23 protein-coding genes are annotated in these 22070 nt (G+C 68.3%); 17 read left to right on the top strand and 6 right to left on the bottom strand.

Going from position 1 to position 22070, the window contains the following annotated elements; all coding sequences use genetic code 11:
- Positions 1-39 precede the first annotated feature (39 nt).
- From ACAM54_RS17905 to ACAM54_RS17930, 6 genes are all read left to right on the top strand, one after another.
- Positions 40-1017: a Bug family tripartite tricarboxylate transporter substrate binding protein gene (locus tag ACAM54_RS17905; protein ID WP_369648442.1), complete on the top strand. Its 978-nt coding sequence runs from the start codon at positions 40-42 to the stop codon at positions 1015-1017.
- 397 nt (positions 1018-1414) lie between these two features.
- Positions 1415-2179 (top strand): GntR family transcriptional regulator, encoded by a 765-nt coding sequence (locus ACAM54_RS17910; protein WP_369648443.1) that lies wholly within the window; start codon positions 1415-1417, stop codon positions 2177-2179.
- On the top strand, positions 2176-2976 hold the full coding sequence (locus ACAM54_RS17915) for a transporter substrate-binding domain-containing protein (protein WP_369648444.1): 801 nt from the start codon (positions 2176-2178) through the stop codon (positions 2974-2976). Before ACAM54_RS17910 ends, ACAM54_RS17915 begins: the two co-directional genes overlap by 4 nt.
- A gap of 31 nt (positions 2977-3007) precedes the next feature.
- The gene (locus ACAM54_RS17920; RefSeq protein WP_369648445.1) at positions 3008-3664 is read left to right on the top strand and encodes an amino acid ABC transporter permease; all 657 of its coding nucleotides are present in this window, start codon (positions 3008-3010) and stop codon (positions 3662-3664) included.
- Positions 3665-3682: 18 nt separating this feature from the next.
- Positions 3683-4336 (top strand): amino acid ABC transporter permease, encoded by a 654-nt coding sequence (locus ACAM54_RS17925; protein ID WP_307697637.1) that lies wholly within the window; start codon positions 3683-3685, stop codon positions 4334-4336.
- Positions 4320-5090: an amino acid ABC transporter ATP-binding protein gene (locus ACAM54_RS17930; protein ID WP_307697636.1), complete on the top strand. Its 771-nt coding sequence runs from the start codon at positions 4320-4322 to the stop codon at positions 5088-5090. Before ACAM54_RS17925 ends, ACAM54_RS17930 begins: the two co-directional genes overlap by 17 nt.
- A 19-nt stretch (positions 5091-5109) precedes the next feature.
- On the opposite strand, the gene ACAM54_RS17935 is transcribed toward ACAM54_RS17930, so the two are convergent.
- Positions 5110-6075 (bottom strand): DUF72 domain-containing protein, encoded by a 966-nt coding sequence (locus ACAM54_RS17935; protein WP_369648446.1) that lies wholly within the window; start codon positions 6073-6075, stop codon positions 5110-5112.
- A gap of 154 nt (positions 6076-6229) precedes the next feature.
- Between ACAM54_RS17935 and ACAM54_RS17940 the strand changes: the two genes are divergently transcribed.
- From ACAM54_RS17940 to ACAM54_RS17955, 4 genes are all read left to right on the top strand, one after another.
- Complete coding sequence (locus ACAM54_RS17940; RefSeq protein WP_145746131.1) at positions 6230-6814, top strand: DUF1439 domain-containing protein; 585 nt, start codon at positions 6230-6232, stop codon at positions 6812-6814.
- Positions 6811-7803 carry a glycerophosphodiester phosphodiesterase gene (locus ACAM54_RS17945; RefSeq protein ID WP_369648447.1) on the top strand — a complete coding sequence of 331 codons (993 nt, stop codon included), beginning with the start codon at positions 6811-6813 and terminating at the stop codon, positions 7801-7803. The genes ACAM54_RS17940 and ACAM54_RS17945 overlap by 4 nt, the downstream gene beginning before the upstream one ends.
- A 61-nt stretch (positions 7804-7864) precedes the next feature.
- Positions 7865-8143, top strand: a complete 279-nt coding sequence (locus ACAM54_RS17950; RefSeq protein ID WP_209536002.1) for a hypothetical protein — start codon at positions 7865-7867, stop codon at positions 8141-8143.
- Between the two features lie 13 nt (positions 8144-8156).
- Positions 8157-8624 carry a DUF411 domain-containing protein gene (locus ACAM54_RS17955; protein WP_369648448.1) on the top strand — a complete coding sequence of 156 codons (468 nt, stop codon included), beginning with the start codon at positions 8157-8159 and terminating at the stop codon, positions 8622-8624.
- 18 nt (positions 8625-8642) lie between these two features.
- Here ACAM54_RS17955 and ACAM54_RS17960 read toward each other — a convergent pair whose 3' ends face one another.
- The gene (locus tag ACAM54_RS17960) at positions 8643-9941 is read right to left on the bottom strand and encodes an NAD(P)/FAD-dependent oxidoreductase (RefSeq protein WP_369648449.1); all 1299 of its coding nucleotides are present in this window, start codon (positions 9939-9941) and stop codon (positions 8643-8645) included.
- 41 nt (positions 9942-9982) lie between these two features.
- On the opposite strand from ACAM54_RS17960, the gene ACAM54_RS17965 reads away from it, so the two are divergent.
- From ACAM54_RS17965 to ACAM54_RS17985, 5 genes are read left to right on the top strand one after another with little or no spacing between them, the layout of a single operon-like run.
- Positions 9983-11032, top strand: a complete 1050-nt coding sequence (locus tag ACAM54_RS17965) for a P1 family peptidase (protein ID WP_369648450.1) — start codon at positions 9983-9985, stop codon at positions 11030-11032.
- Positions 11033-11039: 7 nt separating this feature from the next.
- Positions 11040-12434, top strand: coding sequence for a TAXI family TRAP transporter solute-binding subunit (locus ACAM54_RS17970; protein ID WP_145746125.1), 1395 nt, complete (start codon positions 11040-11042; stop codon positions 12432-12434).
- Positions 12435-12468: 34 nt separating this feature from the next.
- A complete protein-coding gene (locus ACAM54_RS17975) occupies positions 12469-12960 on the top strand; it encodes a MerR family transcriptional regulator (protein ID WP_369648451.1) in 492 nt (163 codons plus the stop codon).
- Positions 12878-13297 (top strand): carboxymuconolactone decarboxylase family protein, encoded by a 420-nt coding sequence (locus ACAM54_RS17980; protein WP_145746123.1) that lies wholly within the window; start codon positions 12878-12880, stop codon positions 13295-13297. Before ACAM54_RS17975 ends, ACAM54_RS17980 begins: the two co-directional genes overlap by 83 nt.
- A complete protein-coding gene (locus tag ACAM54_RS17985; RefSeq protein ID WP_209536015.1) occupies positions 13294-14133 on the top strand; it encodes a hypothetical protein in 840 nt (279 codons plus the stop codon). Before ACAM54_RS17980 ends, ACAM54_RS17985 begins: the two co-directional genes overlap by 4 nt.
- Before the next feature lie 185 nt (positions 14134-14318).
- On the opposite strand, the gene ettA is transcribed toward ACAM54_RS17985, so the two are convergent.
- On the bottom strand, positions 14319-15980 hold the full coding sequence (ettA, locus tag ACAM54_RS17990) for an energy-dependent translational throttle protein EttA (RefSeq protein ID WP_015866459.1): 1662 nt from the start codon (positions 15978-15980) through the stop codon (positions 14319-14321).
- A 299-nt stretch (positions 15981-16279) separates the two neighbouring features.
- Here ettA and ACAM54_RS17995 point away from each other — a divergent pair, with 299 nt between their 5' ends.
- Together ACAM54_RS17995 and ACAM54_RS18000 are read left to right on the top strand one after the other, a co-directional pair.
- Positions 16280-18073, top strand: coding sequence for a DEAD/DEAH box helicase (locus tag ACAM54_RS17995; RefSeq protein ID WP_145746121.1), 1794 nt, complete (start codon positions 16280-16282; stop codon positions 18071-18073).
- A 128-nt stretch (positions 18074-18201) separates the two neighbouring features.
- Positions 18202-19215 carry an endonuclease/exonuclease/phosphatase family protein gene (locus tag ACAM54_RS18000; RefSeq protein WP_145746120.1) on the top strand — a complete coding sequence of 338 codons (1014 nt, stop codon included), beginning with the start codon at positions 18202-18204 and terminating at the stop codon, positions 19213-19215.
- A gap of 10 nt (positions 19216-19225) precedes the next feature.
- Here ACAM54_RS18000 and ACAM54_RS18005 read toward each other — a convergent pair whose 3' ends face one another.
- Genes ACAM54_RS18005 through ACAM54_RS18015 form a run of 3 tightly spaced genes read right to left on the bottom strand, consistent with a single transcriptional unit; the run spans position 19226 to position 22039 of the window.
- Complete coding sequence (locus ACAM54_RS18005) at positions 19226-20293, bottom strand: ABC transporter ATP-binding protein (protein WP_369648452.1); 1068 nt, start codon at positions 20291-20293, stop codon at positions 19226-19228.
- 19 nt (positions 20294-20312) lie between these two features.
- The gene (locus ACAM54_RS18010) at positions 20313-21164 is read right to left on the bottom strand and encodes a carbohydrate ABC transporter permease (protein ID WP_145746118.1); all 852 of its coding nucleotides are present in this window, start codon (positions 21162-21164) and stop codon (positions 20313-20315) included.
- Positions 21161-22039 carry a carbohydrate ABC transporter permease gene (locus tag ACAM54_RS18015; RefSeq protein WP_145746117.1) on the bottom strand — a complete coding sequence of 293 codons (879 nt, stop codon included), beginning with the start codon at positions 22037-22039 and terminating at the stop codon, positions 21161-21163. The genes ACAM54_RS18010 and ACAM54_RS18015 overlap by 4 nt, the downstream gene beginning before the upstream one ends.
- Positions 22040-22070 lie beyond the last annotated feature (31 nt).

Below are 22070 nucleotides of genomic sequence, written 5' to 3' on the forward strand. Positions count from 1 at the left end.
GCTTATGATCGTCTCCACTTGAAAAAGAGGAGACGATCCATGACCCGACCCGTGCGCGCCGCCCTCCTGGCGGCTTTTTCAATCGCCTCGTTCGGCATCGGTGGCGCCGTCATGGCCGCCTACCCCGACAAGCCGATCAAGGTCGTCATCGGCTTTCCGGCCGGCGGCCCGCTCGACCAGCATGCACGCCTTCTGACCGACAAGCTGCAGGCGGTGCTGGGCCAGCCGCTGATCGTCGACTACAAGCCCGGCGCGGGCGGTTCGGTGGGCGCCGACGCGGTCGCCAAGAGCCCGGCCGACGGCTACACGCTGATGCTGGCCAACACCGGCGTGGCCGTAATCAACGGCGCGCTCTACAGCAAGCTGCCCTACAACACGCAGCGCGACTTCGTACCCATCGCGCGCACCGCGATGCAGCCGCTGGCCCTGCTGGTCACGCCCAAGCTGCCGGTGCAGAACCTGCGGCAGTTCATCGACTACGCCAAGGCACGGCCCGGCCAGGTCAACTACGGCTCGGCCGGCAACGGCGGCATCAGCCACCTGGTGCCCGAGATGTTCAAGACCGCGACCGGCATCTTCATGGTGCACATCCCCTATCGCGGCAGCGCTCCGGCCTTCACGGACCTGATGGCCGGGCAGGTGCAGTTCATGGCCGAGTCGATTCCGCAGGCGGCCAACTACCACAAGCAGGGCAAGGTGCGCGCGCTGGCCGTGACCAGCCGCGAGCGCAACCCCGCGCTGCCCGATGTGCCGACGGTGATCGAGTCGGGCGTCAAGGGCTTCGAGGTGGTGGGCTTCTACGGTTTCTTCGCACCCAAGGACACGCCCAGGGACGTGGTCGCCAGACTCAGCGACGCATTCAGGCAGGTGCTGACGAGCGCCGAGGTGCGCGACCGGATGGTGAGCCAGGGCGCGGACCCGGCCTATCTGGGCAGCGAGGACTTCGCGCGCTTCCTGGCCACGGAGACGCCGCGCTGGGACAAGGCGGTGAAGGCTTCGGGCGCGCGGATGGATTGATTGCTGGCGGTTCGGGGCGCCGTCGTTCTTCGGGGCACTCTTGTTCAGGGCGGCGTGCACAGGCCACCGGGTACTCCCCTCCGCGAATGTCCCCCGGCCTGCGGCCTCCTCCTTGATTTCGCTGCGGGGAGCACCCGATGCCCTGTGCACTGGGCACGCTGCTAATGATCTTGCGATCAACGACCGCTCTGTCCAACGCTCCCGTCGATGGGGTGCCTTGCGCAGCGAAATAAAGGGGGAGGCCGCAGGCCGGAGGACATTCGCGGAGCAAGGTACCCCGTCGGCGGGAGCGCGCCCTGAACAGCAGCGGCATGCACCACCGGCACGCGGCGCCGGCCCATTTCGGTGCACAGATCTTGCATACCAGTTGGCACAAAAGCTGCTGGTATGCATGCCAATGTCTACATCCGCATCCGAAATCAGTGCACGCATCGTCGAGGCGGTGATGGCGCAGAAGCTCGCGCCGGGCTCGCGCCTGGGCGAGCAGCCGCTCGCCATGCTGTTCGACTGCAGCCGCACGATCGTGCGCGAGGCGCTCACCCGGCTGGCGGCGCGCGGCATCGTCACGGTGAGCGCACGGCGCGGCTGGTTCGTGATCGAGCCCTCGCAGGACGAGGCGCGCGAAGCCTTCGAGGCGCGCCGCGTCATCGAGCTCGGCCTCATCCGCAGCACCGGCAAGATCGACAAGGCCGCGCTGCGCCAGCTGAAGGCGCACCTGCAGCGTGAAAAGGCCGCACTGAAAGAGAGCGACGTCGGCAACCGCAGCTTCCTGCTCGGCGACTTCCACGTGTGCCTGGCCGAATGCCTGGGCAACACGCTGCTGGCCGACACCTTGCGCGACTTCACCGCGCGCACCACGCTGATCGCCATGCTCTACCAGTCCACGCACGACGCCGTGCAGTCCTGCGAGGACCACGTGCAGATCGTCGCCGCCCTCGAGCGAGGCGACCATGCCGCCGCCGAGGCGCTGATGGCCGCGCACATCGGCACGGTGCAGTCGGCCCTGCGCGTGCAGGCGCCCACCGATCCGCTGGCGCAGCTGCGCGACGCGCTGGCGCCGCTGCAGCAGAAGAAAACCGCGGCCGTTCCCAGGCGGCGCAAGGCCGCCACGCCCTCCCCCGACGACACCGATTCATCGACTTACCTAGGAGCCCTGCTATGACTTTCTCTTCGTCCAAACGCCATCTCTCGCTCGCGCTTGCATCCATCGCCATGCTGGCCGCCGCCGGCGGCGCACAGGCCCAGAATGCCCTGGACAACGTGCTGAAGGCCAAGACCATCAAGATCGCCGTGCCCACCGACTATCCGCCCTACGGCTCGGTGGACAAGAACATGAAGCCGCAAGGCCTCGACATCGAGATGGCCGAGCTAATCGCCGCCAAGCTGGGCGTCAAGGTCGAGCTGGTGCCCGTGACCAGCGCCAACCGCATTCCCTACCTGCAGACCCGCAAGGCCGACCTCGTGATCTCCACGCTCGGCAAGAACGCCGAGCGCGAGAAGGTGATCGACTTCACCTCGGCCTATGCGCCCTTCTTCCAGGCCGTGTATGCGGCCAAGAGCATGAAGCTCACGAGCTTCGCCGACATGGCCGGCAAGACCGTTGCCGTGACGCGCGGCGCGATGGAGGACCAGGAACTGAACAAGGTGGCGCCGCCGAACGTCGACTACCGCCGCTTCGAGGACAACAACGCAACCATCGCGGCCTTCGTGGCCGGCCAGACGCAAACCATCGCCACCAGCGCGGCGGTCGCCGGCGACATGCTCGCCAAGAATCCGAAGGTGAGCGCCGAGTTCAAGCTGCTGCTGAAGGACAGCCCCTGCTTCGTCGGCGTGGCCAAGGGCGAAACCGCCTTGAAGACCAAGGTCAACGAGATCATTGCCGCCGCCAAGAAGGACGGTACGCTGGACGCCATGTCGAAGAAGTGGCTCGGCAAGGCCGCCGGCGACCTGCCGGTCTGAGCGCCGCTGAACCTCGAACAAGGGCGCGGCCATGGAATTCGACTTCGGTGCAGTTCTCGTCGACTGGCGGCTGCTCGCCAAGGGCATCGCGTGGACGGTCGGCCTGACGGCCATCGCCACCGTCATCGGCATGGCCGTGGGCGTGGCCTGCGCCTGGGCGCGCGCCAGCGGGCCGGCGTGGCTGCGCTGGGTGGTCGGCAGCTATGTGGAGCTGATCCGCAACACGCCCTTCATCGTGCAGCTGTTCTTCATCTTCTTCGGGCTGCCTGCGGCGGGCGTCAAGCTCACGCCGGAGGTGGCCTCGGTGATCGCGATGGTGATGAACCTCGGGGCCTACGCCACCGAGATCATCCGCGCCGGCATCGAGGCCACGCCCAAGGGGCAGATCGAGGCGGCCGTGAGCCTGGCGCTCGACAAGGTGCAGGTGTTCACGCGCGTGGTGCTGCCGCCGGCGCTCAAGAAGGTGTGGCCCGCCATGGTGAGCCAGATCATCATCGTGATGCTGGGCTCGGCCGTGTGCGGCCAGATCTCCACCGAGGAGCTGAGCTATGCGGCCAACCTCATCCAGAGCCGCAACTTCCGCGCCTTCGAGGCCTTCATCGTCGCCACGCTGCTCTACCTGGCGCTGGCCGTTGGGCTGCGCAGGCTGCTCAACTGGGCCGGGCCGAGATTCTTCTTCGGCCGCTGAACGCAGGACGCCACCACCATGGTCGATTTTTCTCTCTGGGACATCCTGCGCAACCTGCTGATGGCGCTGCGCTGGACCGTCGTGCTCTCGCTCATCGCCTTCATCGGCGGCGGGCTGGTGGGCGCCCTGCTGCTGTTCCTGCGGCTGCGCGGCGGCAGCGCCATGGGCCGCGCCGTCGGCCTCTATGTGCAGCTGTTCCAGGGCACGCCGCTGCTGATGCAGCTGTTTCTCGCGTACTTCGGCATCGCGCTGTTCGGCGTCGACGTGTCGGCGTGGACCGCGGCCAGCGTGGCGCTCACGCTCTACACCAGCGCCTTCCTCACCGAAATCTGGCGCGGCTGCGTGGCCTCCATTCCCAAGGGCCAGTGGGAAGCCTCGGGCAGCCTGGCGCTGAGCTTCAGCGAGCAGATGCGCCACGTGATCCTGCCGCAGGCGGTGAAGATCGCGATCGCGCCGACGGTGGGCTTCCTGGTGCAGGTGATCAAGGGCACGGCGCTCGCCTCGGTGATCGGTTTCGTCGAACTCACCAAGGCCGGCAGCATGATTTCGAACGCCACCTTCAAGCCCTTCGTGGTGTTCAGCTGCGTGGCGCTGCTTTACTTCGTACTGTGCTTCCCGGTGAGCCTGTACGCCAAGAATCTCGAGAGGAAATCCCATGGCCGCCGTGCTTGAATCCCACCAGACCTCCGCCGCGCCGATCGTGCGCGTGACCGCGCTGCGCAAATCGTACGGCGCCAACGAGGTGCTCAAGGGCATCGACCTCGACGTGAAGCGCGGCGAGGTCATTGCCATCATCGGCAAGAGCGGCTCGGGCAAGAGCACCCTGCTGCGCTGCATCAACGGGCTCGAGGTGTTCCAGGAAGGCTCGCTCACGGTCGACGGCAAGCCGCTGCTGCACGAGAGCGCCATGGCGATGCGCGAGCTGCGCCAGCACGTGGGCATGATCTTCCAGAGCTTCAACCTGTTTCCGCATCTCACGGTCGGCAAGAACGTGATGCTCGCACCCACGCTGGTGAAGAAGCGCAGCAGCATGGAGGCGGCATCGCAGGCGCGCAAGCTGCTCGAACGCGTGGGCCTGGCCGAGAAGTTCGACGCCATGCCCGAGCAGCTCTCGGGCGGCCAGCAGCAGCGCGTGGCCATCGCCCGCGCGCTGGCCATGGAACCGGCCGTGCTGCTGTGCGACGAGATCACCTCGGCGCTCGACCCCGAGCTGGTGGGCGAGGTGCTGCGCGTGGTGGAGTCGCTGGCCGACGAAGGGATGACGCTGCTGATGGTCACGCACGAGATGAGCTTTGCGCGCAAGGTGAGCGACCGCGTGATCTTCATGCACCAGGGCCGCGTGCACGAGATGGGACCACCGGCGGAAATGTTCGGGAATCCGCAGACGGCCGAGCTGAAGCAATTCCTTTCGTCGCTGCACGACTGAGGCGGTACGCAGCGCCGCACTACTTCCTGCCCGGCCGCGCGCGCGCCGGCTTTCGCACGGCCATGTCCGGCGGCAGTTCGAAGCGGTCGCCTGCCCCCAGCCCGGTGGCCACGCCAAGCCGGGCCGCCAGGTGCGCGGCATCGTAGGGCGCGTGCACCTTGACGTCGTTGTCGAAGTAGCAGAACACGTCGCGCCCCTTGCGCCCGGAGGACCGGCGCGAAGGTACGGCCAGCCTTGCGTCCTTCACCTGGCGTCCATGGCGCCAGGCATCGATGCGCTCGGCCCAGCGGTCGAGCGCGGCATCGCCGTAGCCGCTCGCGTAGAGCTCCTTGTCGCCATGCAGCCGCATGTAGACGAAGTCGGCGCACAGGTCTTCGAGCAGCGGCCAGCGCCCCGCCGTGTCGGCAACCACCAGCGCGACGCCATGGCGGCGCAGCATCGCGATGAAGTCCGGATTTGCAAAACTCGCATGGCGCACTTCCACCGCATGCCGTATGCGCAGCTTCGCGGGTGCCTTCAGCAACGCGCGGTCGTCGGCCAGCTTCTCGTTGTGCTGGCGCGCGAGCTTGAGGGCGGAACGGCCATCCCTGGGCAGCAGCGCCAGGAATTCCTCGATCCGACCGGCGTCGTAGGCCAACGACGGCGGCAGCTGCCAGAGAATCGGGCCCAGCTTGGCGCCCAATGCGAACACGCCCGATGCAAAGAAGTTGGCCAGCGCACCGTGCGGTTCCTTGAGCCGCAGGTTGTGGGTGATGTAGCGCGGCCCCTTCACCGCAAACACGAAACCGTCGGGCGTCGCGTCGTGCCATGCCTGGTACGACACGGGGCGCTGCAGCGAATAGAACGAGCCGTTGATCTCGATGGTGGGCAGCATGCGGGAGGCAAAGTCGAGTTCGAGCCGCTGCGGGAGCCCCTTGGGATAGAAACGGCCGCGCCATGGCGCATAGCGCCAGCCAGAGATACCGATTCGCGTCGTGCCCTGCATCGTTGGTCTTTTTTTCCGGAGCCTCGAACGTGGCCTGCCGAACGGCGCCGTGGCGTAGGAGATTTTCCTGTCCGCATAGCAGCATGCGCCCGGCGCGCCGGCCGGAGGTCCGGACTCCCCGGAACCCCGCGGGCTGTGGCAAGCTCCGAGCAGTATGCAAATCCGCTCCCTGCCCTTCACCACCTCCCGCCGCTGGATGCTGCGCGCGCTGTGCGGCGCCGCGGCCCTGCAGGCGCCGCTTTGCGCGCTGGCCGGCTTCAACTTCTTCACCAGCGAATACACCGCCACGCGCGACGAACTGCAGGCGCAGATCGCCAAGCGCTTTCCGGTGGCCGAGCGCTATGCCGAGATCTTCATGGTCGGGCTGCGCGATCCGCAGCTGGGCCTGGACGCGCGCAGCAACCGCGCGGCCATCACGGCCACGCTGACCATTGCCAGCCCCCTGCTGGCCGCCTCGCCGGTGCAGGGCGTGGTCTCGGTCAGCAGCGCGCTGCGCTACGACGCCGCAGCGCGCGCGCTGCGCCTGGACCGCCCCAAGGCCGAGCGCCTCGAGCTGCAGGGCGTGCAGGGCCGCGATGCGGAACGCCTGCAGCAGGTGGGCGCGGTGGTGGCGCAGGAGCTGCTGCAGGGGCAGGTGCTGCGCAGCTTCACGGCCGACGAGCTCACGGTGGGACGCAAGACCTACGAGATCGGCGACATCACGGTGCAGGACGACGGCATCAAGGTGCAGCTGAAATGAAATACCCACTGCTTGCCGCCGCATTGCTCATCGCGGGCTGCGCGGCCATTCTCCCCACGGCCAAGCAGCACTTCGACCTGCAGGCGCACCGCGGCGGGCGCGGGCTCGCGCCGGAGAACACGCTGGCGGCCTTCTCCAACGCCATCGACCTGGGCGTGAGCACGCTCGAACTGGACATCGGGCTCACGGCCGACGGCGTGGTCGTGATCTCGCACGACACCGCGCTCAACGCCGACCACACACGCGACGCGAACGGCGCCTGGCTCGCATCGAAGACCGGCCCCACCCTCCGTTCTCTCACGCTGGCGCAACTGCAGCGCTACGACGTCGGCCGGCTGAACCCCGCGAGCAGCTACGGCAAGCAGTTCGCGCTGCAGCTGCCGCGCGACGGCGAGCGCATCCCGACCCTGGCCGCACTGTTCGAGCAGGTGCGCGCACGCGGCGCCGCGGCCGCCACGGTGGGCTTCAACATCGAGACCAAGATCGATCCCACCAAGCCCGACGAGACCGCCGCGCCCGAGCCGATGGTGCGCGCCCTGCTCGCCGAGATCGACAAGGCGCAGATGGGCGGCCGCGTGACCGTCCAGAGCTTCGACTGGCGCACGCTCGCGCTGGTCGGCCAGCTTGCGCCGCAGTTGCCGCGGGCCTACCTGAGCTCCCCGCGCACGCTCAAGGACAGCCGCTGGACGGCCGGCCTCGACGCCGCGCAGTTCGCCTCGACGCCGCAGCTGGTCAAGGCCGCGGCCGGCACGGCGGGCGGGCCCGTCATCTGGTCGCCCGCCTACAACGACCTGACACGGCCCGCCATCAAGGAAGCGCAGGGCCTCGGCCTCAAGGTGCTGCCCTGGACCGTGAACCAGCGCGCCGACATGCTGCGGCTGATGGACTGGGGTGTGGACGGCATCATCACCGACTACCCCGACGTGCTGCGCGACCTGATGCGCGAACGCGGCCTCTCGCTGCCGCCACCTGGAAAGGCTTCGTCATGAGCCCCCGCCCGGCCGCTCCGAAGGGGGCTCGCACCGCAGCGCGTAGCGCGGAGGTTGCCTTATGAGCACCGCCGCACGGCAGCTCGAAGCCGTCAGCAGCGGAATCGCGGCGCTGCAAGGCGGCGGCGGATCGGTCGCCGCGCTCTCGAACGAGGCGCGCGCGAGCAGCGAACTGCTCGCGGCGCTGCCGCCGCGCTATGGCGAGGTGCTGCTGAACCTGCTCGACCGGCTCGAGTCGAGCGCGCTGTTCAGCGAAGAGAGCTGTTCCTTCAGCCAGAAAGACCTGCTCGACAACCTGCAGGCGTGGGCCGGCAAGGCCCGCGCGCAGCTGGCGTCCTGAGGAGAAACAAACCATGCAAAGACGCACCCTTCTTCTGCGCGCCGCCCCGCTGCTCGCGTTCGCATCCACGGCGGCATGGCCGCCGGCCGCATCGGCCGCCGCGCCGATGGTCGAGATCTGGAAGGACCCGAACTGCGGGTGCTGCCAGGACTGGGTCAGGCACCTCGAGGCCAACGGCTTCGCGACCCGCGTGCACGACGCTGGCAACAGCGCCGCGCGCACCCGGCTCGGCGTTCCCGCCAGGCTGGGCTCATGCCACACCGGCCTGGTCGGCGGCTATGCGCTCGAAGGCCACGTGCCCGCGCGCGAGGTGCACAGGCTGTTGCGCGAAAAGCCCAAAGCCATCGGCCTCGCCGTGCCCGGCATGCCGGTGGGATCGCCGGGCATGGACGGCGCCGCCTACGGCGATCGGCACGATCCCTACGACGTTCTGCTGGTGCTGGCCGACGGCGGCAGCCGCGTCTTCCAGAGCTACCGCTGAGGAAGACCGCGCCGCGCGTCAGCTGAAGCGGGCGGGATCGAAAGGGGCCAGCGCCGTCTCGGGCGCGGTGCCCGCGAGCAATTGCGCCGCGAGCCTGCCGGTGCGCGCCGAGCCGCACAGGCCGACGTGCCCATGCCCGAAGGCCAGCACGATGTCCGTGCTGGCCGCGGATGCGCCGATGCAGGGCAGCCCGTCGGGCAGACTGGGCCGGTGGCCGAGCCAGTGCTTCACGGCCACCGCCTCCGGCGGCTGGGTGCCAAGCGCCGGAAACATCGACCGCAGGTGCCGGTGCAGGATCTCGGCGCGCCGCCAGTCGGGCGCGGCATCGAGCCCACCGATCTCGACCTGGCCGGCCGCGCGCAGGCCACCGTCCATCCAGTGCGCGATGAGCTTGCCGTCGGCCACCATCGTCGGCGTGCGCGGCCCCGCCGAAGCGCCTTCGACGACCACGTGGTAGCCGCGTTCCGATTCGAGCGGCACCGGCGATCCGGCCGCTGCGGCCAGCGGGCCCGAGCGCGCACCGGCGCAGATGGCGGCGGCGTCGCAGGCGATCTCGCCGGCCTCGGTGCGCACCGCGCGCAGCCGCCCGCCCGCGATGCGAAAGCCGGTGGCGCGCGCCGCCACACGCTGCGCACCGGCCTCCTGCGCGTGCCGCGCCAGCGCCGCCACATAGGCCCCCGGATTGCGGCAGTGCCCGGCCTCGGGCACGAAGATGCCGAGCGTGTAGCGCGCGTCGAGGTCGGGTTCGCGCTGCCGCAATTCAGCCGCCGGCCACTCCTCCCACTGCACACCAGTGCGCCGGCGCACGCGCCAGCCGAGCGCGTCGCCCTCGAACTCCTCGCGCGACCGGTAGGCATGCAGCAGGCCGCGCTGCTCGATGAGCTGCGGCATCCCGGCCTCGGCGGCGAGCCGGGCATGCAGGGCCGGGGCATCGGCCAGCAGCGTGCGCAATGCGTCGGCGGTGCGCTGCACGCGCGCCTCGGTCCAGCCCGAGGCCAGGTAGCGCAGCAGCCAGGGCAAGGCCCGCGGCAGATGGCGCCAACGCAGCGCGAGCGGCCCCAGCGGATCGGTCAGCCAGCCCGGCACCTTGCGCCAGGCACCGGGCAGCGCGGGCGGCACCACGGAATGAGACGAGAGCCAGCCCGCATTGCCGTAGCTCGTGGCCTGCGGACCGCCCGGCTCGCCGGGCTCCACCACCGTCACGCGCAGGCCGGCGCGCAAGGCCTCGATGGCGGTCGCGCTGCCCACGGCGCCTGCGCCGATCACGACCACATGGCGTCCCGCGCCCTCGGCGGAGAAACTTCTTGCAACTGTCATGGGGGCCTATCGTAGAGGGCGCGGTCCCATAATCGGCCGCCATGCCCGCTCCGTCATCCGCTTCCTCTTCTCCTGCTTCGTCTTCCGGCGCCATCACCGATGTGGCCGGCATCGAAGTCGGCCATTTTTCCGACACGCGCCGGCCCACGGGCTGCACCGTGATCCTCGCGCGCGAAGGGGCGGTGGCCGGGGTCGACGTGCGCGGCGCCGCACCGGGCACGCGCGAGACCGACCTGCTCTCGCCCGGCAACCTGGTGCAGCAGGTGCACGGCGTGATGCTGGCGGGCGGCAGCGCCTGGGGACTGGCCGCGGCCGAAGGCGCCATGCGCTGGCTCGAGGAGCGCAACATCGGCATGGACGTGCGCTTCGGCACCCTGCCGATCGTGCCGGCCGCCGTGCTGTTCGACCTGCCCATGGGCGACGCGCGCATCCGGCCCGACGCCGCCGCCGGCTACGCGGCCTGCGAGGCGGCCACCCGCGATGCGCCGGAAGAAGGCAACGTGGGCGCCGGCAGCGGCGCGCTCGTGGGCAAGCTCTTCGGCGTGCACCGCGCGATGAAGGGCGGCATCGGCACCGCCTCGGTCACCGTGGGCGGCGTGACGGTGGGCGCGCTCATCGCGGTCAATGCGCTGGGCGACGTGATCGACCCCGACACCGCGCAGCCGGTGGCCGGCGCGCGCACCGAAGACGGCCTTGCGCTGCTCGACACGCGCCGCGCCCTGCTGCGCGGCGACCCGCCCCAGCCGCTGCTCGCGGGCACCAACACCACGCTCGGCGTGATCGCGACCGACGCGGTGCTGACGAAGGTGCAGGCCAACCGCCTTGCGAGCGTGGCGCACGACGGCCTGGCACGCGCCATCAACCCGGTGCACACGATGAGCGACGGCGACACGCTGTTTGCGCTGGCCACCGGCCGCATTCCGCTCGAAGGCCCTTCTTCCGAATCCAGGCCCGGCATGACCGTGCTCGGCACCATGGCCGCCGAGGCGGTGGCGCGCGCCACCTTGCGCGCGGTGCTGGCGGCGCGCTCCATCACCGTCGGCGAGCTGCACGTGCCATGCGCGGCCGACTTCGCCGCAACGAAAGGTTGAGTACCCCATGGCCATGCCCAAGACACTGAAGCTGATCCTGCTGTCGATCCGCGACCTGATCGCATCGGCCGGTCCCGTCGTGTTCCTCGTGATCGGCCTGCTGATTGCCGCCTACTGGTGGCTGCAGCCGCAGCCGCCCAAGCACGTGACGCTGGCAACCGGGCCGACCGGCAGCGCCTATTCGCAGTTCGGCAAGCGCTATGCCGAGCTGCTCAAGGCGAGCGGCATCGAGGTGGAGCTCAAGGCCACCACGGGCTCTTCAGAAAACCTCGAACTGCTGCGCAGCGGCGGCGCCGACGTGGGCTTCGTGCGCGGCGGCAGCGCCGACCCGGTGGCCGATGAGGAAGCCGGCCTCACCTCGCTCGGCAGCCTGTTCTTCGAGCCGATCTGGCTCTTCTACCGCGCCGACAGCGCGCAGAAGATCGACCGCAAGACGGCCACGCTGACTTCGCTCGCCCAGCTGCGCGGCCTGCGCGTGAACGTCGACCTGGCGGGCAGCGGCCTGCCCGAGATCATGGAAAGGCTCTTCAAGGCCAACCACCTCGAGCCCGATGCGCTGCTGCTTTCCAACCTGGAACAGGCGGCCGCGGCCGAAGCGCTGCAGGCCGGCCTGCTCGATGCCATCGTGCTGTCCTCGGCGCCGCAGTCGCCGCAGGTGCAGCGGCTGCTGCGCGCGCCCGACATCAAGCTCATGGACTTCGGCCAGGCCGATGCGTACACGCGGCGTTTTCCGTTTCTGTCGGCGGTCACGCTGCCGCGCGGCGTGGTCGACCTGTCGAAGGACCTGCCGCCTACGGACGTCTCGCTGCTCGCGGCCACCACCTCGCTGCTTTCGCGCGACAAGACCCACTCCGCGCTGCGCCAGCTCTTCGCGCAGGCCGCGCAAAGCGTGCACAGCGACGCCGGCTGGTTCAACCGCGCGCGCGATTTTCCCAACACACGCACCAGCGAACTGCCCGTGAGCCCCGAGGGCGACCGCGCCATCAACGGCACGCCGCCGTTCTGGCAGCGCTACCTGCCGTTCTGGGCCAGCAACCTGATCGAGCGCATGTGGCTGGTGCTCGGCGGCCTGCTGGTGCTGATGCTGCCACTGAGCCGCGTGGTGCCGCCGCTCTACCAGTTCCGCGTGCGCCGCCGCGTGTTTCGCTGGTATGCGCGGCTGCGCGACATCGAGGCCAAGGTCGATGCACGCCAGGGCGGGCGCGACGAATTGCTCGACGAACTCGAGGAGCTCGACCGCGTGGTCAACAAGGTGGCCGTTCCGCTGTCGTATGCCGACGAGCTCTATGCGCTGCGCAACAACATCCACACGGTGCAAAAGCGCGTGCAGATGCGCTGGCCGCAGCCCGGCGATTTCGCGCCCCGGACCGCGCCCTCCGCGGAAACCGCAAAAAGCGCTTGACTTGGAGCGCGCTCCAACTTCGAGAATTCCCGCCATGGAAGCCCACTTGACCATTGCGGAAGTCGCGCGGCGCACCGGCCTCACGGCCGACACGCTGCGCTACTACGAACGCATCGGACTGATCGCCGCGGTGCCCCGTGCACCGGGCGGCCAGCGCCGCTATGCGAGCGCCGACATGGATTGGCTGGCCTTCCTGTTGCGCCTGCGCGAGACCGGCATGCCGATCCAGGGCATGCAGGCGTTCGCCAGGCTTCGAAGCCAGGGGGACGCCAGTGTCGGGGAGCGGCGGCAGATGCTCGAACAGCATCTGGCCGAGGTCCAGGCCAAGGTGGCGGCGCTGCAGCAATCCATGCAGGCGCTGTCGCTGAAGATCGCGCACTACCGCGCCATCGACAGGAAGCGTCCCTCGTCACCGGGCACAGCCCCCGAAGGAAAGACGAGCGATGACCAACACACAAGCAAGCCACAACGACAACAACCTGCGCTACGAGCGCGGGCTCGCCAAGCTTCAGCAGATCGACGGTGAAGGCGGCGTCAAGGTGGTCGAGAGCCTGGCCGGCATCGCACCCGATTTCGCGCGCCTCCTGATCGAGTTTCCGTTCGGCGACATCTACTCGCGCCCCGGCCTCGACCTGCGTTCGCGCGAGATCGCGGTGGTGGCCGCGCTCACGGCCATGGGCAATGCCGCGCCGCAGCTCAAGGTGCACATCCAGGGCGCGCTCAATGTCGGCGTCACGCGCACCGAGATTGTCGAGACCATCATGCAGATGGCGGTGTATGCGGGCTTTCCGGCTGCGCTCAACGGCCTCGCGGCCGCGCGCGAGGTGTTTGCTGCCGATGCACCGGTGGGAGAGCCCGTATGAAACACCGCAGTTTTCGCATCCGCCTGCCTCTGCTCGGCCTCGCGCTGCTTGCGACCGCGACCCATGCGACCACCTCGGCGCGAACGCCCGCCCCGCCGGCCTGGACGCTGGAAAAACGCCCCGCGCACGACGAACTGTCCTCGCCGGTCGGCATGGCCTACGACGCGGCAGGCCATCTCTATGTCGCCAACTGGTCGGCCGGCACGGTGCTGCGCTTTGCGCCCGACGGTGCCCGCTCGGTGTTCGCATCGGGCTTGAGCGGCCCCAGCGGGCTGGCGATCGGCCCTTCCGGCGACATCTTCGTCGCGTCGTACAGCCAGGACCTGGTGTGGCGCTTCACGCCCGGCGGCAGGCAGAGCGTGTTCGTGAGCGGCCTGGCAACGCCGGCGGGCCTGAGCTTCGACCGCAAGGGCCGGCTGCTGATCGCCAACCGCCGAACCAATGAGATCCTCGCGGCGCATCCCGACGGCAGGATCGAAGTCGCGGCGCAGGGACTGCAAACGCCGGTCGGCGCGGTCGAACTGCCGGGCGGCGAGCTGATGGTCAGCAACATCGCGGGCGGCATCTCGCTGGTCGGGCCGGACGGACGCGCGCGAAGCATCCACGACGGGCTGCGCAGCCCGGGCCCCGGCATCGTCGCGGACCCCGAGGGCACTGCCGCCTATGTGGTCGACTACGGCGGCACGACCGTCAGCCGCATCGACCGCGAAGGAGGCCGCGTCGTGCTGGCCGACGGCCTGTCCAGCCCGGTGGGCCTTGCGCGCACCCCCGACGGCAACCTGCTGGTCGCCACATGGGGAGCGAACGCGGCCTTTCGGCTGGCGCGGCCACGTTGAAACGCGCCGGCTTGCCCGCCCCATGAAAAAAGCGCGCGGCCCCTTGCGGAACAACGCGCTCTTGTCGAGGCACCCTGAGGTCTCTTCCAGAAACACCGAGGAACCGGCTTTGCCGGGCCTCCGGTGTTGCCCCCGGTAGGGGGAAGGCGCGCGCGACACGAAGTGCGCGAAGACTGGGGGCGAGCCTATTTCAGCGCCTTGTAGCGCATGCGCTTGGGCTTGGCACCCTCTTCGCCCAGGCGCTTCTTCTTGTCGGCTTCGTACTCCTGGTAGTTGCCGTCGAAGAAGGTCCACTGGCTGTCGCCTTCGGCCGCCAGGATGTGCGTGGCGATGCGGTCGAGGAACCAGCGGTCGTGGCTGATGACCATCACGGTGCCGGCAAACTCGAGCAGCGCGTCTTCGAGCGCGCGCAGGGTTTCCACGTCCAGGTCGTTCGACGGTTCGTCCAGCAGCAGCACGTTGCCGCCCGCAATCAGCGTCTTGGCCAGGTGCAGCCGGCCGCGCTCGCCGCCCGACAGCGTGCCGACCTTCTTCTGCTGGTCGGCGCCGTTGAAGTTGAAGCGGCCCGCATACGCGCGGCTCGCCATCTGGAACTTGCCGACGTTGATGATGTCCAGGCCGTTCGAGATGTCTTCCCACACGGTCTTGTTGTTGGCGAGCTCGTCGCGGTGCTGGTCGACGAAGGCCATCTTCACGGTCTGGCCGATGACGACCTCACCCGAATCCGGCTTTTCCTTGCCCGCGAGCAGCTTGAACAGCGTCGACTTGCCGGCGCCGTTCGGGCCGATGATGCCGACGATCGCGCCCGGCGGCACGGTGAAACTCAGGTTGTCGATCAGCATGCGGTCGCCGAAGGACTTGCTGACGTTGTGGAACTCGAACACCTGCTGGCCCAGCCGCTCCGCCACCGGAATGAAGATTTCCTGCGTCTCGTTGCGCTTCTGGTATTCCATGTCGCTCAGCTCTTCGAAGCGGGCCAGGCGCGATTTGCTCTTGGCCTGGCGCGCCTTCGGGTTCTGGCGCGACCACTCCAGTTCCTTCTTCAGCGCCTTGGCGTGGGCTTCCTCGCTCTTCTGCTCCTGCGCCAGGCGTTCGCCCTTCTGCTCGAGCCAGGTGCTGTAGTTGCCCTTCCAGGGAATGCCACGGCCGCGGTCCATTTCCAGGATCCACTCGGCCGCGTTGTCGAGGAAGTAGCGATCGTGGGTGATGGCCACCACGGTGCCCGTGAAGCGCTGCAGGAACACTTCGAGCCACTCCACCGATTCAGCGTCCAGGTGGTTGGTGGGTTCGTCGAGCAGCAGCATGTCGGGCTTGGACAGCAAGAGGCGGCACAGCGCCACGCGCCGCTTTTCGCCGCCTGACAGCAGGCCGATCTTCGCGTCCCACGGCGGCAGGCGCAGCGCATCGGCGGCGATTTCCAGTTGATGTTCGGAATCGGTGCCGGCGGTGGCGATGATGGCTTCGAGCTGGGCCTGCTCGGCTGCCAGCGCGTCGAAGTCGGCGTCTTCGGCACCATAGGCGATGTACACCTCTTCGAGGCGCGCCTTGGCCGCAAACACCGCGCCCATGGACTCTTCGACCGATTCGCGCACCGTGTGCTCGGGGTCGAGCTTGGGCTCCTGCTCCAGATAGCCGATCGTCATCCCCGGCATGGGCAGCGCCTCGCCCTCGAACTCCTTGTCCACACCCGCCATGATCTTGAGCAGCGTCGACTTGCCCGAGCCGTTGAGGCCGAGCACGCCGATCTTGGCGCCGGGGAAGAAAGAGAGCGAAATGTCTTTCAAGAGCTGCCGCTTGGGCGGCACGGTCTTGCTGACGCGGTTCATCGAATAGACGTATTGAGCCATCTGTGAATAGTTACCTTGGGTAGCGGAAATTGGGGGAAAAGCGCGGGCGCCCGAAGAAGCTTTCGAACGCGGCAAACCATGGATTATCGACTCATGCGACAATAGGCACCGTTGCCGGGTCCAGTTGCCCGCAACACCGGCTCTCTGCCGGGGACGAAGAAAGCGCCTTTCAACCCTCTTGCGAGGGCGGACTTTCCGGCTCCCACCCCTGACCTTCATCAGCCTTGACTGGCTCGGCGTCACAAAAGACGCCAAGCGGGCCGATGCCACTGCGCCGTGTATGGCGCTTATTGTTTCCAATGAATTTTGACGAACTGAAGCTGGCTCCCGCCATCTTGAAGGCTGTGCACGAGCACGGTTACGACACCCCCACCCCCATCCAGGCGCAAGCCATTCCCGCGGTCCTCGAAGGCCACGACCTCCTGGGCGGCGCCCAGACCGGCACCGGCAAGACCGCTGCCTTCACGCTGCCCATGCTGCACAAGCTCAGCGTGGGCGCGAGCGCCACCAACAAGTTCGGCGGCATCGGCATCCGCGCGCTGGTGCTCACGCCCACGCGCGAACTCGCGGCCCAGGTCGAAGAGTCGGTGCGCACCTACGGCAAGTACCTGGAGCTCGACTCCACCGTGATCTTCGGCGGCGTGGGCATGAACCCGCAGATCAGCAAGCTCAAGAAGGGCGTCGACATCCTCGTGGCCACCCCCGGCCGCCTGCTCGACCTGCAGCAGCAGGGCATGCTCGACCTGAGTCAGGTCCAGATGCTGATCCTGGACGAAGCCGACCGCATGCTCGACATGGGCTTCATCCATGACGTGAAGAAGATCCTGGCGCTGGTGCCCCGGGAAAAGCAGAGCCTGCTGTTCTCGGCCACCTTCAGCGACGAGATCCGCGACCTGGCCGCCACGCTGCTCAAGAACCCGCAGAGCATCCAGGTCACGCCGCGCAACACCACCGTGCAGCGCATCACCCAGGTGATCCACCCGGTGGGCCGCGGCAAGAAGAAGGCGCTACTCGCGCACATCATCAACGAGAACAAGTGGAGCCAGGTGCTCGTGTTCACGCGCACCAAGTTCGGTGCCAACAGCGTGGCCGAATTCCTCACCAAGAACGGCATCGAGGCAATGGCGCTGCACGGCAACAAGAGCCAGAGCGCCCGCACCCAGGCGCTGGCCGGCTTCAAGAGCGGCGACATCCGCGCCCTGGTGGCCACCGACATCGCGGCCCGCGGCATCGACATCGACGAGCTGCCGCACGTCGTCAATTACGAAATCCCGAACGTCAGCGAAGACTACGTGCACCGCATCGGCCGCACCGGCCGCGCCGGTTCGAGCGGCGAGGCCGTGAGCTTCGTCTGCATGGACGAAGAAGGCTTCATGCAGGAAATCGAACGCTTCACCAAGCAGACGATTCCGGTGCAGTTCGTCGAAGGCTTCGGCCCCGAGGAAGGCGAACGCGCCGAGCCGATCGCCATGGGTCGCCAGACGATCTGGGGCGGTGCCGGCCGCCCGCCGAGCCGCGACGTGATGCAGGCGGCCGCCAAGGCTGCCCGCACCGAGATGCTGCAGCGCATCCGCGAGAACAAGGCCGGCCAGGGCGGCGGCGAACGCGCAGGCGGTGGTGGTGGCGGCAACGGCCAGCGCCGCGGTGGCGGCCAGGGCGGTGGCGGCCAGGGCCGCAATGCCAACGGCGGCGGCCAGGGACAGGGCCAGGGCCCGCGCGGCCAGGGCGCCCGCCCGGCACAAGGCCGCGGACCGCAAGGCCCGGCACGCGCGCCGCACCATGCGCCGCAAAATCACCTGCCGCATGACGAGCGCCAGCCGCGCCATCACGGCAACAGCCACAGCCCGACGCAGGCCAACCAGGTCGCGCACCTGCGCGCCGAAGCGGTCGCCGGCGGCGACGGCCAGCCGGATCCGCTGCGCACCAGCGTCGACCACATGGGTGGCGGCCGCGGGCGCGGACGCCCGGGCGGCGGCGGTGGCGGCTACGGCGGCAACCGCTCCGGCGGTGGTGGCCGTTCGGGTGGCGGCGGCTACGGCGGCGGCGGCGGTGGCAACCGCTCCGGCGGCGGCGGACGCTCGTTCGGGCGCTGACCGGCGCAGCGGGTAGATGGAACATCTGCCCCGCGACAAAGACAAAGGGCACTTCGGTGCCCTTTGTCTTTTGCGCCGCCGGCGCGGCGCCTCCCGACTGCCGCCCGCTGCGGACACAATCGCGTGCCATGCAAGACATCCCGCCCAACTACGCCACGCTCTTCGTTGCCACCTGCAACCTGCTGAATCTCGCGAACCCGCACCGGGTGTATTACGAGAACCAGGACGCCTACGACGAACGCGACTACGAACGCAAGATCGCCTGGACCGGCGAGCGCTTCCATGCGCTCAATGCCGACGTGCTCGCGGTGCAGGAGGTCTGGGACGAAAGCGCGCTGAAGGCCGCCATTGCGCGCAGCGGGCTGCGCTACGACTTCGTCTCGGTTCCCGGCGCGGAGAACACGCCGCCGCACAACGGCGCGCAGGGCACGCCGCGGGTCGGCATTGCCACGCGGCTGCAGGTGGACGAGGTCCGCTCCTTCGTCGATTTTCCGCCTGGCTTCGGGGTCGAGGTGCCGGGCCTGGGCCCGCACATGCGCTTCGAGCGCCCGCCCCTTCTGGCCACGCTGCGCATGAAGCACGGGCAGCAGGTGCACGTGCTCACGGTGCACCTCAAGTCCAAGCGGCCGAAGTTCCTGCAGGACGCGCAGGGCAATGCCCTGGAAGACCGGGAGGACCGCAAGGTCGGCGTGATGGCTTCGCTGCGCTCGCTCGTCATGCGCGGCGTCGAGGCGGCGGCCCTGCGCTGCATCGTGATCGACCTGCTGCAGGGCACCAGCACGCCGCTGGTGGTGATGGGCGACTTCAACGACGACCCGCACAGCGTCACCACGCAACTGGTGGCCGCCACCTCCGAAGTGGCCTACGACAAGGCCGCGCGCGACGTGGCGCTGTTCAACGCCTACGAGATGCAGGGCGAATCAGCGCTCAAGAAGGACGTGGCCTATTCGCACATCCACCAGGGCTTTCCGGCCGTGCTCGACCAGATCTTCGTGAGCGAGGAGTTCGTTGCGACGAGCCGGCGCAGCCTGGGCGACGTGCGCCGGGTCGACTACTTCAACGACCACCTGCACGAAGGTCGGGACCGCTCGCGCTCGGACCACGGCTTCGTGCGCGCGCTGCTGCGGCTGCGCACCGGCTGACGGGCAAGGTTCAGGGCATGCGCCGGCCGCTCTGGCGGTCGAACAGGTGCACGCGGTCGGCATCGATCGCCAGGCCCACGGTCTGGTCGGGCTGCGCGTCGACGCGGCCATGCACCGCCAGCACCAGCTTCGCTTCGCCGACCTGCACCAGCAGTTCGGTCTCGGCGCCCGTGGGCTCGACCACGATCACCTGCGCATCGACGCCGCTGCCGCCGCCCAGCGTGATGTCGCCGGGGCGGATGCCGTAGTGCACCGGCTGGCCGTCGGGCGCCGAGGTGCCCGGCGGCACGGGCCAGCGCGCGCCATGCGCCTCGACATGGCATTCGCCGCCCGAGCGCCGCACCGTGCCTTCGATCACGTTCATCGACGGCGAGCCGATGAACTGCGCGACGAACAGGTTGTCGGGGCGGTCGTACAGGTCGAGCGGCGTGCCGATCTGCTCGACGATGCCGTCGTGCATCACCACGATGCGGTCGGCCATGGTCATGGCCTCGATCTGGTCGTGCGTCACGTAGACGGTGGTGGTCTTCAGGCGCTGGTGCAGCGCCTTGATCTCGGCGCGCATCGCCACGCGCAGCTTGGCGTCCAGGTTGGATAGCGGCTCGTCGAACAGGAACACCTTGGGGTCGCGCACGATGGCGCGCCCCATGGCCACGCGCTGGCGCTGGCCGCCCGACAGCTCGCGCGGATAGCGCCCGAGCAGCGCGTCGAGGTTGAGGATCTTCGCGGCCCGCGACACGCGCTCGTCGGTCACCGACTTCTCGGCATTGCGCAGCCGCAGGCTGAAGCCCATGTTCTCGCCCACCGTCATGTGCGGATAGAGGGCGTAGCTCTGGAACACCATGGCGATGTCGCGGTCCTTCGACTCGAGGTCGTTGACTACGCGGCTGTCGATCATGATCTCGCCGCCGCTGATGTCCTCCAGGCCCGCGAGCATGCGCAGCAGGGTCGACTTGCCGCAGCCCGAAGGCCCGACCAGCACGACGAACTCGCCGTCGGTGATGTCGAAGCTCAGGCCCTGGATGATCTGGACCTTGCCGAAGGATTTCTGGATATTGCGAAAGGATACGGATGCCATTTTTGTTCCCAGGGTTCGCTCAGCTCTTGACGGCACCAGCGGTGAGTCCGCCCACCATGTAGCGCTTGAAGGCGTAGTAGATCGCCGCAGGCGGCAATGCATAGATGAGGCCGGTGGCCATCAGCAGTTCCCACGGCGAATCGTCGGCCGAAAGGAAGTTGCCGAGCGCCACCGCCAGCGTCACGCTCCTGTCGTTCGACAGCAGCAGGAAGGCGTAGAGGTACTCGTTCCATGCCAGCAGCAGCGAATAGGTGCCCACCGCCACCAGCGACGGCACCATCAGCGGCAGGTACACCAGCCGGAACAGCTGCAGCGGCGAAGCGCCGTCCATGCGCGCGGCTTCGTCGAGCTCGTAGGGCAGCTTGTCGGAGGCCTGCTTGAGCACCCAGATGCAGTACGGCGAGGCGATGGTCACCATGGCAAGGATCAGCGCCCACTGGCTGTTGAGCAGGCCGTAGTTGCCCATGGTCTTGTACATGGGCACGGCCAGGAAGGCCGCGGGAATGAAGTACGTGAACAGCGCCAGGTTCATCACCGTGCGGCCGCCCCGCACGCGCAGCCGGCTGATCGCAAAGGCGGCCGTGGTGGCGACGAAGAGCGTCAGCGCCCCTACCGTGAGCGCGATCAGCAGCGAGTTCCCGAGCTGCAACCAGAAGTGGTCGAGGTAGAAGTGCTTCTGCTGGAACACGATGCGGAAGTTGTCCAGCGTCGGATTCTTGGGCCACAGGTGGCCCGAGGTCGCGGAGTCCTTCGACGAAATGGCGAAGAGCACCATGTGGTAGACCGGAATCAGCGTCCACAGCAGCACCGGTATGCCGATGAGCAGCAGCCGGGCCTCGGTGAGCACGGCTTTCGGAGTCCAGCGCTTCATTTCGAGAGCCTCTTCATCATGAAGTACACGAGCGGGAGAACGAGCGGCAAGGCCACCACGATGGACGCCATCGACAGGTCGACCTGGTCGAGGCGCAGATAGCGGATACCCAGCGTGGCGAGCACATGCGTCAAGTCCGCGGGTCCGCCGCCGGTCAGCAGGTAGACGCTGTTGAAGTCGCCCAGCGTCCAGATCATCGAGAGAATGGTCGAGGTGATGTAGAGCGTCTTCAGCGCCGGCCAGCTCACGAAGCGGAACTTCTGCCACGACGAGGCGCCGTCCACGGAGGCCGCCTCGTATTGTTCGGATGGAATGGCGAGCCGCCCCGCCACCAGGATCAGGGTCCAGAACGGCAGCGACTTCCATACATGGACCACCATCGCGAAGGCCAGGGCCAGCGCAGGATCGTTGAGCCAGTTGGGGCCGTCGGCGCCGGTCAGGCGGAAGATCGTGCTGTTGATCACGCCCCACTCGGGGTTGAGCATGAAGCGGATCGACAGGATGGTGGGAATCGAGGGCATCGCCCATGGCAGGATGAAGATCGCCGAGACGATCTTGATCCACCAGCGCGATGTCACGAAGAAGCCCGAGAGCACCAGGGCTACGAGCATCTTGAGATTGATCGCCACGACCAGGAAGATGGCCGTGTTGATCACCGAGCGGAAGAAGATCGGGTCCTCGACCAGCTTCACGTAGCTTTGCGGATGGCGGGCGAGCCAGAGCCCGTAGCCCACCGGGTACAGCACGAACACCACGAACACCAGCAGGTAGGGCACGACCATGACCGCGCCCCAGAACTGCCAGCGCGCATGCCGCGCTCCGGGATTGACGACAGGCGTCGGGGTCGACGCGGCGGCGGTGGCAGTGGCGCTCATGGCATGCAGCTGCTGGTGGTTTCGGGTGTCG

It is taken from the genome of Variovorax sp. V93 (assembly GCF_041154485.1).
GTDB lineage: Bacteria > Pseudomonadota > Gammaproteobacteria > Burkholderiales > Burkholderiaceae_C > Variovorax > Variovorax beijingensis_A.

Excerpts from the sequence above, each read along its gene's own strand:
- ACAM54_RS17945 (WP_369648447.1), top strand. The coding sequence starts at position 6,811 with ATGAAATACCCACTGCTTGCCGCCGCATTGCTCATCGCGGGCTGCGCG.
- ACAM54_RS18000 (WP_145746120.1), top strand. The coding sequence starts at position 18,202 with ATGCAAGACATCCCGCCCAACTACGCCACGCTCTTCGTTGCCACCTGC.
- ACAM54_RS18005 (WP_369648452.1), bottom strand. The coding sequence starts at position 20,293 with ATGGCATCCGTATCCTTTCGCAATATCCAGAAATCCTTCGGCAAGGTC.
- ACAM54_RS17980 (WP_145746123.1), top strand. The coding sequence starts at position 12,878 with ATGACCAACACACAAGCAAGCCACAACGACAACAACCTGCGCTACGAG.
- ACAM54_RS17955 (WP_369648448.1), top strand. The coding sequence starts at position 8,157 with ATGCAAAGACGCACCCTTCTTCTGCGCGCCGCCCCGCTGCTCGCGTTC.
- ACAM54_RS17995 (WP_145746121.1), top strand. The coding sequence starts at position 16,280 with ATGAATTTTGACGAACTGAAGCTGGCTCCCGCCATCTTGAAGGCTGTG.
- ACAM54_RS17930 (WP_307697636.1), top strand. The coding sequence starts at position 4,320 with ATGGCCGCCGTGCTTGAATCCCACCAGACCTCCGCCGCGCCGATCGTG.
- ACAM54_RS17935 (WP_369648446.1), bottom strand. The coding sequence starts at position 6,075 with ATGCAGGGCACGACGCGAATCGGTATCTCTGGCTGGCGCTATGCGCCA.
- ACAM54_RS17985 (WP_209536015.1), top strand. The coding sequence starts at position 13,294 with ATGAAACACCGCAGTTTTCGCATCCGCCTGCCTCTGCTCGGCCTCGCG.
- ACAM54_RS17965 (WP_369648450.1), top strand. The coding sequence starts at position 9,983 with ATGCCCGCTCCGTCATCCGCTTCCTCTTCTCCTGCTTCGTCTTCCGGC.
- ACAM54_RS17920 (WP_369648445.1), top strand. The coding sequence starts at position 3,008 with ATGGAATTCGACTTCGGTGCAGTTCTCGTCGACTGGCGGCTGCTCGCC.
- ACAM54_RS18010 (WP_145746118.1), bottom strand. The coding sequence starts at position 21,164 with ATGAAGCGCTGGACTCCGAAAGCCGTGCTCACCGAGGCCCGGCTGCTG.
- ACAM54_RS18015 (WP_145746117.1), bottom strand. The coding sequence starts at position 22,039 with ATGAGCGCCACTGCCACCGCCGCCGCGTCGACCCCGACGCCTGTCGTC.
- ettA (WP_015866459.1), bottom strand. The coding sequence starts at position 15,980 with ATGGCTCAATACGTCTATTCGATGAACCGCGTCAGCAAGACCGTGCCG.
- ACAM54_RS17905 (WP_369648442.1), top strand. The coding sequence starts at position 40 with ATGACCCGACCCGTGCGCGCCGCCCTCCTGGCGGCTTTTTCAATCGCC.
- ACAM54_RS17925 (WP_307697637.1), top strand. The coding sequence starts at position 3,683 with ATGGTCGATTTTTCTCTCTGGGACATCCTGCGCAACCTGCTGATGGCG.
- ACAM54_RS17940 (WP_145746131.1), top strand. The coding sequence starts at position 6,230 with ATGCAAATCCGCTCCCTGCCCTTCACCACCTCCCGCCGCTGGATGCTG.
- ACAM54_RS17950 (WP_209536002.1), top strand. The coding sequence starts at position 7,865 with ATGAGCACCGCCGCACGGCAGCTCGAAGCCGTCAGCAGCGGAATCGCG.
- ACAM54_RS17910 (WP_369648443.1), top strand. The coding sequence starts at position 1,415 with ATGTCTACATCCGCATCCGAAATCAGTGCACGCATCGTCGAGGCGGTG.
- ACAM54_RS17970 (WP_145746125.1), top strand. The coding sequence starts at position 11,040 with ATGGCCATGCCCAAGACACTGAAGCTGATCCTGCTGTCGATCCGCGAC.
- ACAM54_RS17975 (WP_369648451.1), top strand. The coding sequence starts at position 12,469 with ATGGAAGCCCACTTGACCATTGCGGAAGTCGCGCGGCGCACCGGCCTC.
- ACAM54_RS17915 (WP_369648444.1), top strand. The coding sequence starts at position 2,176 with ATGACTTTCTCTTCGTCCAAACGCCATCTCTCGCTCGCGCTTGCATCC.
- ACAM54_RS17960 (WP_369648449.1), bottom strand. The coding sequence starts at position 9,941 with ATGACAGTTGCAAGAAGTTTCTCCGCCGAGGGCGCGGGACGCCATGTG.